Source organism: Bradyrhizobium sp. Pha-3 (assembly GCF_042258615.1).
Taxonomy (GTDB): domain Bacteria; phylum Pseudomonadota; class Alphaproteobacteria; order Rhizobiales; family Xanthobacteraceae; genus Bradyrhizobium.
The window spans coordinates 7,367,627-7,383,539 of the sequence record NZ_CP170152.1; the positions used below are offsets into that span (position 1 = coordinate 7,367,627).

At 59.7% G+C, this 15,913-nt stretch carries 9 protein-coding genes and 4 pseudogenes; 6 read left to right on the forward strand and 7 right to left on the reverse strand.

What is annotated here, in order from left to right; all coding sequences use genetic code 11:
• Positions 1 to 9: 9 nt before the first annotated feature.
• A complete protein-coding gene (locus ACE10Z_RS34515) occupies positions 10 to 576 on the forward strand; it encodes a hypothetical protein (RefSeq protein ID WP_375784778.1) in 567 nt (188 codons plus the stop codon).
• Positions 577 to 1,795: 1,219 nt separating this feature from the next.
• Here ACE10Z_RS34515 and ACE10Z_RS34520 read toward each other — a convergent pair.
• Positions 1,796 to 2,488, reverse strand: a complete 693-nt coding sequence (locus ACE10Z_RS34520; protein ID WP_375789991.1) for an aspartate/glutamate racemase family protein — start codon at positions 2,486 to 2,488, stop codon at positions 1,796 to 1,798.
• A gap of 1,746 nt (positions 2,489 to 4,234) precedes the next feature.
• Here ACE10Z_RS34520 and ACE10Z_RS34525 point away from each other — a divergent pair.
• The 4 genes and pseudogenes from ACE10Z_RS34525 (at position 4,235) to ACE10Z_RS34540 (ending at position 11,761) form a co-directional block, all read left to right on the forward strand.
• On the forward strand, positions 4,235 to 5,104 hold the full coding sequence (locus ACE10Z_RS34525; protein WP_375784779.1) for a LysR family transcriptional regulator: 870 nt from the start codon (positions 4,235 to 4,237) through the stop codon (positions 5,102 to 5,104).
• Between the two features lie 1,022 nt (positions 5,105 to 6,126).
• Positions 6,127 to 7,353 carry a peptide antibiotic transporter SbmA gene (gene sbmA / locus ACE10Z_RS34530; protein WP_375784780.1) on the forward strand — a complete coding sequence of 409 codons (1,227 nt, stop codon included), beginning with the start codon at positions 6,127 to 6,129 and terminating at the stop codon, positions 7,351 to 7,353.
• A gap of 136 nt (positions 7,354 to 7,489) precedes the next feature.
• A pseudogene (locus tag ACE10Z_RS34535) lies at positions 7,490 to 9,004 on the forward strand (ISNCY family transposase).
• A gap of 279 nt (positions 9,005 to 9,283) precedes the next feature.
• A complete protein-coding gene (locus ACE10Z_RS34540) occupies positions 9,284 to 11,761 on the forward strand; it encodes an outer membrane protein (RefSeq protein ID WP_375784781.1) in 2,478 nt (825 codons plus the stop codon).
• A gap of 2 nt (positions 11,762 to 11,763) precedes the next feature.
• Here the strand turns inward: ACE10Z_RS34540 and ACE10Z_RS34545 are convergent, their stop codons facing one another.
• From ACE10Z_RS34545 to ACE10Z_RS34560, 4 genes and pseudogenes are all read right to left on the reverse strand, one after another.
• Positions 11,764 to 12,114: an FAD-dependent monooxygenase gene (locus ACE10Z_RS34545; protein ID WP_375784782.1), complete on the reverse strand. Its 351-nt coding sequence runs from the start codon at positions 12,112 to 12,114 to the stop codon at positions 11,764 to 11,766.
• Between the two features lie 322 nt (positions 12,115 to 12,436).
• Positions 12,437 to 12,586, reverse strand: a pseudogene (locus ACE10Z_RS34550) (FAD-dependent oxidoreductase); the annotation flags it as partial.
• A gap of 136 nt (positions 12,587 to 12,722) precedes the next feature.
• The gene (locus ACE10Z_RS34555; protein ID WP_375784783.1) at positions 12,723 to 12,959 is read right to left on the reverse strand and encodes a hypothetical protein; all 237 of its coding nucleotides are present in this window, start codon (positions 12,957 to 12,959) and stop codon (positions 12,723 to 12,725) included.
• Positions 12,960 to 13,054: 95 nt separating this feature from the next.
• Positions 13,055 to 13,909: pseudogene (locus ACE10Z_RS34560) on the reverse strand (IS5 family transposase); the annotation flags it as partial.
• Positions 13,910 to 14,261: 352 nt separating this feature from the next.
• Here ACE10Z_RS34560 and ACE10Z_RS34565 point away from each other — a divergent pair.
• Positions 14,262 to 14,476 (forward strand): annotated as a pseudogene (locus ACE10Z_RS34565) (transposase); the annotation flags it as partial.
• 222 nt (positions 14,477 to 14,698) lie between these two features.
• Here the strand turns inward: ACE10Z_RS34565 and ACE10Z_RS34570 are convergent.
• Positions 14,699 to 15,595, reverse strand: coding sequence for an IS3 family transposase (locus tag ACE10Z_RS34570; protein WP_375784784.1), 897 nt, complete (start codon positions 15,593 to 15,595; stop codon positions 14,699 to 14,701).
• Positions 15,592 to 15,882, reverse strand: a complete 291-nt coding sequence (locus tag ACE10Z_RS34575) for a transposase (RefSeq protein WP_375784785.1) — start codon at positions 15,880 to 15,882, stop codon at positions 15,592 to 15,594. The genes ACE10Z_RS34570 and ACE10Z_RS34575 overlap by 4 nt, the downstream gene beginning before the upstream one ends.
• Between the last annotated feature and the right edge of the window lie 31 nt (positions 15,883 to 15,913).

Sequence of the window (15,913 nt, forward strand, 5' to 3'; positions counted from 1 at the left end):
CCAGCATGGATGACGCGCCCCTATTCGGAAGATATTCGCGAACGAGCCTTGGCGCGGGCTGACGCGGACGAGACAGTTCGTTCGATTGCAGAGGAGCTACAGATCAGTCCCTCCGGTGTGACGAAGTGGAAAAATCTGGGGCGGGATCCCCGGGGCCTATCGCCCGGCAAGATCGGCGGCCGCAAGAAGCGCGTTCTGCCGGATGCCCATGCCCACCGGCCGCGCAAGCGCATTCGCTCGGGGCTATTCACCTTGCGCAAGCTGACGCAGCAACCAGCCGCACGCGGCATCGAGATAAGCGTTCGGGCGGTGTGGATGTTTTCACACCGAAGAGCTGAGCTCAACAAAGCGATCCATCCCACCGAACAAGAGCGTCCCGACGTCGTCCGTACCCATCCGGTATCCCGGCTTGAGAGGGGTGCAAAGACCAACATCCTATCGGACAGGACACCTCAGTTCAGCAGGCTCCCCACTCCCGCCCGGCGGGTTCGTTCAATCCCGGGCGAGATCATCGAATTCGGCAGCCGCCGTCTACGTCTGCGATGCATCGGCACCAGATTGCAAAAATCTGCTTAAGCTTGGACCTTGGACCCCGAACGCGTGGCTATGCGTCAACGATCTGCCCAGCAACGAGGTCATCATTTCCCTTGATCCGCTCGGCCTCTTTTCAAACGCGCCGTGATCGACCGGTGACCCCCATGGCATCCGCACGCGGACTGATGGGATCCGCGACAATTCGCGATTTACGTGGTCGCGCGTTGCGCACTGCGACGCTTGCTACGGAGGTGCGCTGACGTGTGTCACAAAAGACCGCTGAACCATACTCATGCTGCAGCCTCTGCTCGAGCTCCGCCAACTCTGCTCTATACTTGGCTACATCGGATTGAGCACCAAGGAGCTTGACCTTGAGCTCGTCTCGTCGCCTCAATCCTTCTTCGAGCTCCCAACTGTCCTGCATCAGCTCTTGGGCCTTCTATGAGCGAACTCGGGCCGGTCTTCGGCGGTCAACTTTGAGAACATCGCGCAGCATCCCCCCGGCGGCAGATCGCTGCGCTTGGCCCAGCTCGACGTTCGCCAGACCGATCATGTGGAACTGGCTGCGGCAGGAATGTGGTGCGCAGCATCTCTTCGACTGCCACCATTCGTCCCATACGGCCGATATAACAATCTCGTCCCCGGTGCCCAACTCAAAGTCCTCGAAAGATGAGAAACCTCCCCACGGCGGCATGCCACTCGGAGAGGCGGCCGGATCAAGCCGGGACTGATTTGGGGCGGCCTGGCAAGCTTCATCTGAGTCCTCAGATCGCGTGCCGCGAGACCATCCTGCTCGCACTCGGATTACCCGCAAGCAACCGACGTGCCAATGGCACCTGCGAGTTCTCCTGAAGATGCGCTGCACCTCTCGCTGCGCTGTCTGGACAGATCCATTTACTGTCGCGCTTCCGACAATCAACGTCTTCAAACAGACACAGCCCAACACGGCAACACGGCCGCTCAATCGCGCGATCATTGAAGACGGTGATTTTTCCGATATCACTCTTGCCGCTCGGAATGCTCTTCCCGTGTTCGAGTAGCTCTCGAGTGAAAACATCCCATCGATAGGCTTGATGCTCGATGATGCGCAAAAGTGGCGAGCGGTCGCCTTCAGCAAGACAAAGCTCGGTTTGCTCAACCGTGGCAATCCGGGGTTAGCCTGATTTCATGAGGAAGAGCGGAGGCGCGGCAGTAGCGGGGCCCAGGGCTAGACCCGGTGGCGATCGGCGGGGAGATCATCGGCTGCGGGTCTCTGTAAGCCCTAACCGAGCATAGCATCAGCCGACAGCTTGCCTTCGGCGAAATCAGCTGCCGCCCTGGCGTGCAGCTTGGTTGAATCAAACACCGGCACTTCTGTATGCTCCGGGCCGAGCAAAAGACCAATCTCCGTGCAGCCGAGGATGACTGCATCGGCGCCCCGCGCACGCCCGCGCGCGATGATGTCGACAAAGGCCTGGCGGGACTGGTCCGAAACGGCGCCGCAGCAAAGCTCGTCAAAAATGACATTGTGGATCCGGCTTCTGTCGTCCTCATCTGGTATGATGGGTGAAAGGCCGAACCGCTGCCGGAGGCGATCACAATAGAACGGCTGCTCCATCGTGTAGCGCGTCGCCAGCAACAGCGGCTGCTTGACCCTTGCCGCGATGAGGGCCGCCCCGGTCACATCAATAATGTGGATGAGCGGCACACCTATGTCCGCCGCCACTGTGTCGGCAACCAGATGCATCGTATTGGTGCAAATGACTATACAGCCAGCACCAGCGTCGGCCAGCTGTCGGCCGATGCTCGCCAGATAAGTAGCGGCTTGCTCCCATTGTTCCGCTTTCTGCAGGACGACAATGTCCTCGAAATTCACCGAGCGTAGCAAGATGTCGGCGGAGGCCAGGCCACCGCGACGCTGGCGCACGATTTCATTGATTTCCTTGTAGTAGATGGCCGTGCTCTCCCAGCTCATGCCCCCGATGAGCCCGATCGTCTGCTGCACTTTGAGATCTCCATTTCAATTCCAAGCAACACAAGCTTAACGCGCCCTCTGCGGCAAATCTCCGCGTTGTTCCACGCAATATCCTTGGCTAATGCAAATTAAACTTCGTATCTTTCCGACAGAAAAAATTGTTCTTGCCCGACCGGAAAAGGAAATGCAGCGTTGCTGGATGATCGCGACCGAAAGATTTTAGGCAAGCTGCAACCGGATTGTAACGGCGGACCGGTCGCACTCATGACCGCGAGCCGCATGCACTGGCTCATTTGTGATGACAGGCCCACCTCGTGGTGGTCGGCGAATTTCCTCGCATTCACGGCTGCGCTCAAGAAGCACTGGGAGGGCTAATCAACTTCAGGTCCCTCCCGGAAGGCAGGCGCTTCCGGCCGTTGAGCGGACAACGAGCGGGAACAATTGTAAGCACGGCTCGCGTGCTGCAACTATCCCGGTCGCGCTTCAATCTTCCATGTGAGCACGTGTACGAGCAATTTCCGGAAACCAGACAACATCTACCGCCGTCTCTTCGGCCCTACCCGGCCCGCATCCTTATGCTCGCCTTCCTTTTCCTCGAGTTCCTTGACCGCGTTTTTGGCGTGTTCTTCAGCGACACGTCTCAATCGTGCCGCCAATGTTTCATCCTGAACCTCGACCGAGAACCCAGAAGATGGAGACATCTTTTACCAGCATAACGCGTTCCGGGCGCCGGGTGCCGCATCAGGCGCTGGTGCGCCTCAGGTGGACCGAGCCTACGCGGTCTGAACAGAACGCGAAGCAAGATCAGGCCGATCGATGGCCTGCGGTCATGAGCTGCTATTCCTATCTCGACACCTCCATATTGTCCGAGATCGAATAATATTGTCGGCAAGCCCTCTGACAGCAGAGATTTCCAGCAAGCCCATCGCACGGCGCGTAACACTGGGTAGTCTATCGATCCAATTGTGATCTACATCAATGAAACCTGCGAGCAGGATCAACTAGACCTCGGATGGGCGATAGCGCCAAGCGAGAGCATGCATTTAGATGCGATACACCGAGACGAGAAGAGCTGCTGAGCGCGGCTGAAACGACATGCAGCTGATCGAACCCTCCACCTGGTTACGCATTGGCTCTGGCGCAGCAGGTCTGGCGCGCGGAATCCCATCGCGGCTGGGTTAAAGATCCATCCAGGAATGCCCAAAAGGCGGGACGTTGCTCGTCTACAGCTCTAGGGAGGCTCCGCTCCATCAAGAGCGGCCGGCCCCTGGTCATCGTTGCAGCTTCGAGCGACTGTTGGTTGGTGATCGAATGGCGGAGTTCGCGACGCCGGCGGTTGTGGGCTGCGCCGCGTTAGCATTTGGCAGGTATCTCGGTTTTGAAAGCATCTAATCGAAGGCAGGCAGCAAACCTCGATACTAAAGATGACAGCCCGCCGCCATACGGGCCCGCAGCTGCGCATTAGAGGCCGAACAGAGGGCAAGTGCCCGACTACTTTGCAGCTTTTCTTCAAAACCGCGGGTGCTTGGCGGAGGTCTATAAAGATGACGATGCAAGTTGGTCGTTTCAGGCGAATGAGGCCTGATGATCCAAATGCGAGAACGTTGAGATGCGTACGCAACGTACAGACCTTTTTGACTAATAGCCGCTCTGCCCGACATAGGGGTTAGCGCTTTGCTTGCGGTGTGGTATTGCGACTAAACTGATACAACCGATGCAAATTCATGATTCATTTTGTGCGGAATAATGCTACGAGCACTAAACCTTCCTATTGAGTCAATTCGTACTGTTGTCGCCATAGCAGAGACGGGCAGCTTAACAAGAGCCGCAACCAAGCTCGGGCTTAGTCAACCCGCTGTCACCGCTCAAGTTAAGCGATTGCAGGGACTAATCGGCGGGCAACTGTTCGTCAAGACCCCCAATGGCACGACCGTCACCGGCCTCGGCGAACTGGTCCTCCAGCAGGCACGCATCATACTCGAGGCCAACGATCAAGTGCTCAGGTTTGCCGGTCATGGCAACGTGACCGTTCATCGTGTTGGCCTCAGCAGCCTCTTTGCTCAAAGGCTTTTGGAGCGCGCCGGAAAGGACGACTTTTCGGATCTCTTTATATGCGCCGATCGTTCCAGCAAGATCCGCAAGGGCTTAATTGAGGGCTACATAGACGTAGCCTGCATTTTCGCTCCGGATGTCGATTCCGAACTTTCAAAGACCGTCCTTGAGCAACGGGCATTCTCGGCCACCTGGGTTCGCTCGCGCGAATTTGTTCTCAGTCCGGGCGCCCCTATTCCGATAGTGACCCTTCCGGACGACGATTGGATGATTGGTCAACTAAATCGGATGGGATCGGCTTACAGGGTTGTTCTTCACGCCTCTGACCACTCGGTGAGGTTGTCAGCTGTACGCCTTGGCATAGGTTTGACTGCACTGCCTTCGTTTTGCGTGCCTGATGATTTGATTCAATCCCCCGAGTACTACTTACCGCAACTGTCTGATCTCCGGGCTCTCATCTGTGCGAGGCCGGGACTGCGAAAGGAAGTTGCGACCAGGCTTGTACAAAGGGTCAGGGGAATATTTGACGACAAACACCATCAAGCCGCTGTGCTCGCTCGGTAGAGAGCATGAAAAAACGATGACGCATCGATTGCGGACAGTTGCCCGCTGACCGCCAGGGTCCCGGCCCGGGGATCGACATCAGGTCGGAATTCGGGGTCCGCGAACAGTCTCGGTACGCAACGGACGATCTGTTGGAATCCAGATGATCGGGAGTGGCTTGCTCTGCTGTTAGCGATGCGGCAATTCACTACTCTTGTTGGCGCGGAAGACCAGACGCTCCTGAAGCCGTGAAGCTGACCTGAAAGACTTCGGCGCCAAGGCCGCAATGCTAAGCTGCTCGACAAGAAGGAGCTGTTGCAAAGGATCCGCATAGAGCCCGGCGAGCCGATCATTACTCATCTCGCGGCCGCGACGTCACTACGCGCTGCGCGTCTGATTTCGTTCAGCAAAGTCCGGCTGACGACATTCATGTCGGGAAGTCGCAATCGAGCGCAAGTAGCTATTTGCCGGCTGGATTGAAAAGCGCAGCGTTTTGCCTCTGTTTGAGGGGAGATCCGGTACGATTGCTTGGCACGCCGGTTGCTGAGACATGTATGGCCCAGCTGCTCATATCTTTACGCACCCCCCATGGGACAGCAAAGCCCCATCGTGGCAAACTAGCGCGGGTGGTCCCTCCAGCCGCCCGCGCGCTTTTCCGTAAGTGGTCCGTTGAGATTAAGTCATGACGCATGAACGGGCTTTGGAGAATGCCATAGAGGCGCTCAGGAAATGGTCTCAAGGGAAGATCGCAACCAGCATCGCACTTGCCGCGCTTGCAAAGCTTGAGCGAGTAGGCTGACACGTTGGCCGCCTCCAAAACAGAAGCTCTTTTCCGTAACGCGGGGGGCGCTCGCCAAAGCTACGCCCCAGCTTCGCGCGAGCGAGCCTTGCGACTTGGCGCGAAATCTCCACGACAAGTGCAATCGCCGAATCTCGAACCTTTGAGAAGCGACTCCTTCAGCTCGGCGATCGATTAAATTGACGATGCCCGACGGTCTCCTGTAGTCCAAGAGGCCACAGATGCTCGGACTTCAGTGCTGACCATGTTCGTCTCGTTCTTCCCCCGACCCAAGCTGTTCTTTCTCTCGGCGATCGTTTGGACCGCACTGGCGATGCTGGTCTGGTATGGCTTCGCGAGCAATCTATTCGAAGCGCCGCAAAGGCCGGTCGGGTTGGCGACGTTCGCGTCGGCGCCGGCTCTCTGGTTCGACTTCTATTTCGCCGCGTGCGCCGCGATATTTGCGGCTAGCTGGATGTTGGTTGCGCCGCATCCCTGGGCGACGTGGTCGATTCTTGGCTCCGCGCTGATATTGTTCACCTCCTACTTTCAGGTCCAGGTCAGCGTCGCCATCAACAGCTGGTATGGGCCATTCTATGACCTTGTCCAGGCCGCGCTTTCGAAATCGGCGCCAGTGACGGTCCAGCAATTCTACAGCGAGTTGCGGACTTTTGCCGGCATTGCTCTTGTCGCGGTCGTGGTCGGTGTGATGACGCGTTTCTTCGTCAGTCACTACATCTTCCGCTGGCGGACGGCGATGAACGATTTCTATGTTGCAAGCTGGCCGCGGCTGCGCGCAATCGAAGGCGCCTCGCAGCGCGTTCAGGAAGACACCATGCGCTTTGCGAGCACGACGGAAGGTCTCGGCGTCAACCTCATCAGTGCCGTGCTCACGCTCCTGGCTTTCCTGCCTGTTCTGGTGAGGTTATCCAGCAATGTCACAGAACTACCTCTGATCGGTTCCATTCCCTATCCGCTGGTGTTTGCAGCAGTGATCTGGTCGGTGCTCGGCACCGGCGTTCTCGCGTTGATCGGAATCCGCTTGCCGAGAATCGAGTTTTTCAACCAGCGGGTGGAAGCGGCCTATCGAAAGGAACTCGTGCTCGGCGAGGACGACCCCGCCCGCGCCGACCCGCCGGGATTGAGCGCGCTGTTTGGCGACATTCGCAGGAACTATTTCCGGCTTTATCTGAACTTCATGTACTTCAACGTGGGCCGCATCGTTTACCTGCAGACCGACGTCATTTTCCCCTATGTCTTGCTCGCACCCACGATCATTGCGGGCAAGATTACCCTTGGCGCGATGAACCAGATTTTGAATGCGTTCATGCAGGTCAGAACCTCGTTTCAGTATCTCATCAACTCATGGAGCACCATTGTCGAACTGATTTCGATTTATCAGCGGCTGCGGGGCTTTGAGGCCAAGCTCCATGGCGAGCCGCCGCACTCGATCGAGACGGAGCCAGAGACGGAGCCATTGTCGTTGGGATGATACCTGCATTCCAAGCCCCTGCTCTGGATGTGACGACCCCGGAACAGGTCGCATTGCCTCGCCCTAATTTTCCCGGATGCTGAGCCGTTGCCTCACGTAAATTGCTCCCTTGGATCGGGAACGAGCGGGGGCGAAGATGGGGTGGCTAAGCATGGCAACGCGGAAGGAACTGACGGCAGCAGCAGGCGGGCGCTATCGGCGTTCGGATCGCGCGAAGAAGGCGCGGTTATTGGACGAGTTCGTCGACATCACCGGATACCATCGCAAGCGTGCGATGCGACTACTTCGAGGTCAGGAAGACGCACGCCCAGGCCGGCGGGCGCGACGTCGAGTCTATAATGAGGCAGAACACAACGCGCTCGTGCTCCTTTGGGAGGCGTCAGACCGGATCTGCGGGAAGCGGCTGAAGGCGTTGATGCCTGCGCTGATTGAGGCGATGGAACGGCACGGCCTCCTCGACCTTGCCCCCGAGATCCGCGCCAAACTTTTGGCGATGAGCGCTGCGACGATCGACCGCGCATTGGTGCGGGTCCGAGAAGAATTAGGTCGCAAGCGCCGGCGGCACGCGACGCACTCGTTGCGTCGCAGTGTTCCAATACGGACGTCGGCAGATTGGAATGATCCGGCGCCGGCATTCGTCGAGGCCGACCTTGTAGCGCATAGCGGTCCATCTGCGCGCGGCAGCTTCATCCAGACCTCGTGCTCACCGACATTGCTACCGGCTGGACGGAGTGCGCTCGTCTGATCGTGCGCGAACAGACGCTGTTGAGCACCGTGCTGACGGAATTGCGCAAACAATTGCCTTTTGCGCTGCTCGGCCTCGATACTGACAATGATACCGTGTTCATGAACGAGACGCTGAAAGCCTACTGCGAGGCGGCCAACATCGTCTTCACGCGTTGCCGGCCCTACCGAAAGAATGACCAGGCGTTCGTCGAGCAGAAGAACGGCGCCGTCGTGCGCAGGATGGTCGGCTATCGTCGGTTCGAGGGCCTGGAAGCGGCCAAGCTGCTGGCTGAACTCTATCGATCGGCGTGCCTGTTCGTGAACTTCTTCCAACCCTCGTTCAAATTGATAGCCAAGCAGCGCGACGGGGCGCGTCAGCGCAAGACATACAGCGCGCCGGCAACACCACACCAGCGCTTAGCCCGCCGACGCCCGAACGCCCGACGCCGTTCGCGCCCATCTCCAAGAAATCTATGCCGCTCTCGACCCGGTCGCGTTGTTGCGCGATATCCGCGGCGCGCAGGAACGCCTCGCGGCGCTTGCGGATACCCAGCCAATCGTCAATCCTGCTGCGGCATCGCAATCGATTGATCTCTTTCTGGCAAGTCTACGAACCGCCTGGAAGGACGGAGCTATGCGACCGACGGATCGGCCAATCGTGAAGGCGAAGAGAGGCCGGCGCCGTCCCGATCCGCTCACCAGGGCAACGCCAGATTTGCGAAAATGGTTTGAAGTCGAACCCTGGCGGACTGGCAGCGAACTGCTCTCCCGGTTGCAGGTGGAATATCCTGGAGCCTATCCGAACAAGCTTCTTCGAACGCTTCAACGTCGACTTAAATCCTGGCGCAGTGAGCAAGCGAACGCGCTACTGTTCGTTCCTACGGACGAAACGCTTCCGGGGTATGAGGTCACAACACCCCAATGATGTGCCGGGTGCCAGAGGAGGAGGCCGGGCGCTCCGAAACCCCGGCCATCTCCGCACCCCGCCTCCTCCTCAACCCAAGCCGGGAGCAAAATAAACGAGGCAACCGATCGCACTCGGGAGCATCGATACGTGAGGCAATACGCCTTCCAAACGCGCTGTCGCATCTGCGACAATATCGAAATTGCGTCGATGCGTGTAACACGCTGGAGCTCAGCTGCAATCCTCTCAACCCTTTGGTTCGACGTCCGATTTTCGTGAGTGCCAGGAATGGTACGGCACTTGCTGTTCTATCTGAAGTCCTCGCAACTTCTGGAGCAGCGCATGTACACTGTCCTCTGCCGCAAGCAGGTTCGTGACTCCGGGCAAATCCGCCTGCGGCCCATCAATTTCGGGCGGGCGGGTTCGATCGCGTTTGGGCTCTGCATGCTCGCTGCTCCTGCGATGGCTGCCGATCTCCCGATCAACTTCGGAGGGACCGGATCCTATAATTGGACTGGGTACTATGCCGGCGTTACGGCTGGTGGCGCGTGGGGACAGTACGATCCGACTACCGCAGCGAGTGAGGGTCCGTATTTCAGCCTCACTGATGCAGAGACCGTTACCGCGGCCGGAGTGCAACGCATCAAGCCCCGGGGCTTTGCCGCTGGCATCGAAGGCGGTTACAATTGGCAGATCGGCAATCTGCTGGTCGGCTGGGAAGCCGATTTGCAGGCCGTTCATCTGAACGGTGCGGGGACCAGCCATGCCGGGTACCGCCCGTCGTCAGGGGCGTCGGGGGGCTCTTTCACCATCACGTCCTATGGCAACGCCAACGGGCTGTTCACCGCGCGACCGCGTCTGGGCTTCGTCACGCCGTACCAATGGCTTGTCTACATCACGGGCGGCCTCGCGCTCACCCAGGTGCAAACCGACTTCTCGTTTATCGACGGTGCCGCGAAATCAGGGAGGAGGCTGAACGCCGTCGGGGCTGGCTATGCCGTCGGCGCCGGCGTTGAAGTGCCGCTCACCGATCGGTTGAGCGTCAAGGCTGACTATCTTCATGTCGACTTCCCCAACGCCGGGGGAATGGCGGATGTCGGCGCCGCCGGCCAGGTCGCCACGCATTCCAGTGGTCTTCGGGCCGACCTCGCCCGTGTGGGGTTGAACTACCGGTTCGGCGGCAGCAATACGTCGGCCGGCGGTGCTCCGATTCCGTGGCTCAAAATACCGGCTCGGAACGGTTTAAGCGATTGGAGCATCGAAACTGGCACTCGCGTCTGGATCAGCACAGGTGTTGACGGCGAAGGACCGTTGTTCAACACTCCGCCTTTTCGACTCGCGTCCCGGCTGATCTACAGCGGCCTTGACGCGGTCTCCGGCGAAGCCTTTGCCCGCATTGATCACCGCAGCGGTTTTTTTGCAAAAGGCCATCTGGGAGCTGGCGGAATTGGCAACGGACAGCTCAACGACGAGGATTTTCCCGCTGAGTATGCCTATTCCAACACGAGGCATGATGCCTCGGGACACATCGGCTATGCCACGATCGATCTCGGCTACAATTTCCTGAGAGCGCCCGGTGCCAAGGTCGGCGCGTTGGTCGGTTATAACTATTATGCCCAGGCGATCAACACCTATGGGTGCGCGCAACTTGCGGGCGACGTCATTTGCGCGCCACCATTGTCGTCGACGCTTCTCGGGCTGACCAACAACGATCATTTCGATTCGCTGCGAGTCGGTCTGTCCAGCGAAGTGATGTTGAGTGACCGGCTGCGATTGACCGCAGATGCCGCCGTCGCGCCGTGGGTCACCTATAGCGGACTGGACAACCATCTGCTGCGTCAATTGCTCGGCCCCAACGCGTCGCATAGCGGGACCGGGGTCATGTTCGAGGCTGTGCTGGACTACAAGTTCACCGATGCCTGGAGCATTGGGGTTGGCGGGCGGTACTGGGCCTGGCAGATGAACACCGGCACGGCAGGCTTCGTCGGACTCACCGATGCCGCCAAAGACGTTGCGCCGCAGCGGGCCAGCACGGAGCGTTACGGCATATTCATGCAGTCGAGCTATCGCTGGGGCGACTCGGCCGTTCCTGCTGAAGGCTCCATCTTGCCCACCAAGGCGCCCCGCCCGGCGACAGGCCCAATGGACTGGAGCGGATTCTATGTCGGCGGATACCTGGGCGGCGGCCTCAGTGTTGGTCGTTGGTCTGATCCGTTCGCGTCCACGGATGGCTTGAATGGTTTCGTCAATGACGCCGGTTTCGGCAACCAGACACGCGCCACCGGCCCGCTCGGAGGTGCTCAGATCGGTGCCAACTGGCAATGGGGGACTTGGGTTTTTGGCGTTCAGGGCGAACTCGGCGCCGCTAACATCCGCGGCGAGGACACCTGCTTTTCCGGCATCGGCGGCATCAACTGCAAGCACACGGCCGAGGCTATCGCCACATTCACTGGACGGGTCGGCTATGCGTGGGGTCGCGCACTTGCCTATGCCAAAGCCGGCGGCGCTCTAAGCAGGACCACCTACGATCTATTGGCCGACACGAACGCCCACCTTTGGGGGACCGGCGTCACCACCCTGAATACGTGGGGTTGGGTGATTGGTGGCGGTGTCGAATATGCACTGACCAACCAGTGGACCGCGTTCGCCGAATACAACCACATCGGCGTTCCTTCGACGATCGTTCCGTTCCCGACCGTCGGCGAGATCAATTCGAAGACCATCAAAATGAAGCAGGGCGTCGACGCCCTCAAGCTCGGCGTGAACTACAAGTTTTGATTTCATCTCGATGGAGATCGGTGATTTGATGAATGGTTCTCGCGTTCTGGTCCAGCACGTCCTTCGTGATTGGACGGCCGGCCCAGCGCGCGATGATCCGTCTGTGGCCAATGCCCGGCGGCAAGAACCAGTGCATCCTCGATTGCCATACCGCCGCCGGATGTCATTTGCGGCGTCGACGAATGGGCCGCATCGCCCAACAGCACGACACGGCCACAGTGCGAGGGGGTTGGCATCATCAAGACATCAAATGGGCGGTAGCTTATGTGCTTGTCTTCGCCGATCACCTTGGCAGCCGCGACCAGTTCGGGCGCCGTAAAGGGGGCGAGCAGGCTACGGAGATAATCGCACACCTGATCTTGCGGAAGCGAAGCTTTTCGTCAGTGCTTTCCAGGAAGAACAGATAGCACAATTCCTTTGATAAGGGCAGCGCACCACTACCCGGCCCGTCGGAAGGGCGATATAGGACGAAGCCATTCATCGCCTCGGTGTGGGGAGACAGTATAGCTCCACCGGCAAGTATCAGGGCCAGGTGACGCTGCGCAACGCGCTGCGGCTGTCGCTCAACACGGTGACCGTGCGGCTGGCGCAGGAAATCGGCATGCCGCTGATCGGCGAGTATGCAAAGCGTATGTTTTGGCGGAATTTGGAATAGACACCGTCCGCAGCGATCAGCAGGTCGGCGCGATCTGTCTCGCCGTTCGATAGCTGAACTGTCCCCCCTCCATCGTCCTGATCAATTCGGGTGACCGTTGTGTTGAAATCGATCTTCGCGCCGCCCTTCGTCGCAAAGTCTTCCAGAATCTGTCCTAGACGTGGCCGCATGATTCCCAGTGCGGCTGGACAATCAGCGTCCCAAATTCTTGGTGAGGACTGCTCGCTGAGAATCGTTCCCGCGCCATCGCGCACCGACACGATGTCCCAAGCAAGGCCGCCTTCGACGCTTGTGGCGAACGAGAGATCAGCACGTTATCGGATGGCACGATCGTTCACGCGGTGACCGACCCTTGAGGATTAAGCTCGCTGCCGTCGCGGATTGTAAATAAGCCCCAGATGCGACTGCCCTCGCCGCCATCGCTTCGGCGCAGGTCACGATCCGCCGCGCGGTCAGGTCTGCGCGGAGAAACTCAACCGGATGCCGCCGCAGCGTGAGGCCGATGTGCCGGTAGTCTTCCACGACTTCGCCGCCGGCGGTCATCTCGCTCTCCGCGCTGCATGGCGAGGGGCAGGAAGAGCCGCAAGTCGGCTTGCCTATCTTGGTTGATCCCCGCCGATCGTGGTCCATGCCATTAACTCATATGGCGCTCGGGCCTTGCCTTTGCCGATGCACTCCACCTCGGGGGCGTGCCGCGAGTGGACCTTGGGCCCGCGCTGGCGCTGCTCTTGAAGGCGGACCTGCCGCGCGAGATCGAGCAGCGGGCCGAAGCGGTCATCGAGCGCGGGATTGCCCTCGATCTTGCGGCTGATATCACGGATCACGCGGCCGAGCCGGGTTCGCAGGAATTTGAGTTCGCGCCGGGCGCGCTTGAACTGATGGATATGGGTGTAGCGCCCCACCATGATGGCGGCACGCTTGGCTACGCGCAGATAGCTCTGACGCAGTTCGACACCCTCGCGTTTGGCCAGGTCGACCAGCTTCTCGATCGCGCGGTGGGTGAGCCGTGCATCGGTCGGATGCGCGATCGCTTTCTCCTGCACGGTGGTGTCCACCACGATCCGCTCGAGATCTTTGGTCTCGATGGCCCCGGCCCGATGCGTCACCGAGAGGCTCTCCTGCAACAACGCGGCGATCTGCTCCTCGCCCAATCTCTGGCGCCAGCGGGTCAACGACGAGCGGTAAAACGGCAGCTCGTGCCGGAACACCACTTCGCCGCAGAAATACTGGAAATACGGATTCTCTCCCCACCTGTCGCACAGCGCTTCGTCAGACAGATTGTGCATATGTTTGAGGATGAACAGCCCGGCCACGAGCCTCGTTGGCAGCGGCGGCGGGCCCGGCCCGATGCGACAGACCGAGCTGAAGCGCTTCGCCAAAAAATCCCAATCAATCTCCGCCGCAAGCCGCACCAGCGGATGACGAAGGTTGATGATCGCATCCAGAGAAGCCCGAAATAGGTCGTCCTGGCGATCGTCGCGCGGCTGACTCACGGCCCGTTCTCCAACAGCGAATCTTGCCGTCAAAGGAATCACGATCCACCAAAATCCGGTTTCCCAAAACGCAAGAAAACCGACACCCACCCCCGGCTTTCTTGCAAAATCGAATACTTGCTCAGGTTAAATCATCGCGATGTATCAATCGCTTCCGAATTCTTCGCGGGCGACTACCAAGGCTGTCATAGCGATGCTGCGGCAGACATTCGTTTTGGGGTTTGAGTAGACTTAGGCCGGCGCCGCGTTATCGCGCGTAGGCCTTGCGCCGCGCCTCGATCTTCTCGCGAGTCGCCCCGGCAATTATGTCGTTGTAGTCGGCGGTGATCTCCTCATGCAGGCGCTCAGGTGGCGAAGCCGCTATCGGCTCAGGAGCAAATCGTCGCGCCGATCTTCGGACAGATCAAGCAGGCGCGCAGGTTCAGGCAATTCCTGCTGCGCGTCATGGACAAAGTGAAAGCCGAGTGGGCGCCCATCTGCACCGCCCACAACCTGGCCAAGTACCAGAGCTATCTGGACGGGCTCCTAGCGTCGGGAGTGTCCGTCGGCGTCTACACTCGAGGGTGATGGATGAGCCGAACGTCATTGGGCCCTCCCGGCCCTAGAAGGGCGGTGTAGCGCTCGCCGCGAATGTCGTATTGCATTACCGGCTGCGCCGCGTCCGGCAAGAGGCCCCAGCGGCCGAGCCTCGAGAGCATCGTGTCCGAGGCGGGTTGGGTGCCGTGCGAAAAGTCCTCGGGAACGGCGAATGATGCAGCATAAATCTCGCGGACCGCGGGGGACGTCGTCTCAACCCTGGCGGACCGCCGGAGCGGCTTGCTCCATCGACCGTCCAAGCAGCGCTGGTGAGGCTCGATTCGCTCGCTGCGCGCCGGGCTGCGGAACGTTTTCCGGTCGAAATCGGAGAGGAATGGCAGCGCCTGGCGGATTGAGTGGGGTGCTTCGCCTCATCGCCGCAGCGGGCACGAACAGCGCCGTGTAGCGGTCATTGTGAACGATAAAACTGTTTGGTCGGCTGTCCTGGCTCGGCGGGACGTTGCTAGGGTCAAGCGCAGCGGACGCGTGCTGGTCGCCCTGCGGGAAATTGAAGGGACGAACGACCGATTCTAAATCCAGCGCTTGGTGATGGCGCGCAGTTGGCTCGCGAGACGACGATGGGCCGGCGTCTTCCATCGCCCACAGCAGATCCTGATCGTAACCTTCCGCAGGAAGGACCAACGGCGAACCGACCACCGGCCCGAAAGGCGACGGTGCGCCGGCGTGTTCCATCAGCACGGGAGCGACTGAATTGCCGGACTCGCTCAGCTGGCGCCCAATGGCATCCCCTTCCGTATGGCTTAGTGTTCTTTGCCTCTTCGCAGGCCTCAACTCTCCGGTGTCATCCTCACCCATGAGGACCTCGCCCAGCGCCGCGATGCCCATCTTGCGCATCAACCGCTGCACGCGCTTGCGATTAACCTGAAGCCCCTCAGCCTTCAGCATCGCGGTCATTCGCCGCGAGCCGAGGAATGGCCAGGCGGTGAACAGCTCGTCGATCCGCTGCATCAGGGCAAGGTCGTTGTCGTTGGCCGGCTGTGGCGGCCGGTAGACCCTGGAACGGGCGATGCCAAGCAACATGCATTGCCGGCGGATCGACAGCGCCTGGTCGGCGCGATCGAGCATTCCTCGACGGTCCGGCGTGCTCATCTTCCGGACCTCCGCGCCAAAAACTCGCGCTCAACTGTCAGTTGTCCAATCTTGGCGAGCAGCTTCTCGATCTCGCGTTCGCGCGTTTCCTCGCTCTCGCGCCCGACACCCGCGTCAAAAGCCCGGGCCGCCTGGTCCAGCAGCTGCTTCTTCCAGGCATGGATCTGGTTCGGGTGAACCTCATAGCGCTGGGCCAGATCGGCCACCGTCGCCTGCTCCGGCACCGCTTCCAGCGCGATCTTTGCCTTCAACTCCGCGTCGATCTTCCGTCGTGTCTTCTTCGTCATCATGCCCTCCGTCTATCAAACGGAGCGGCCC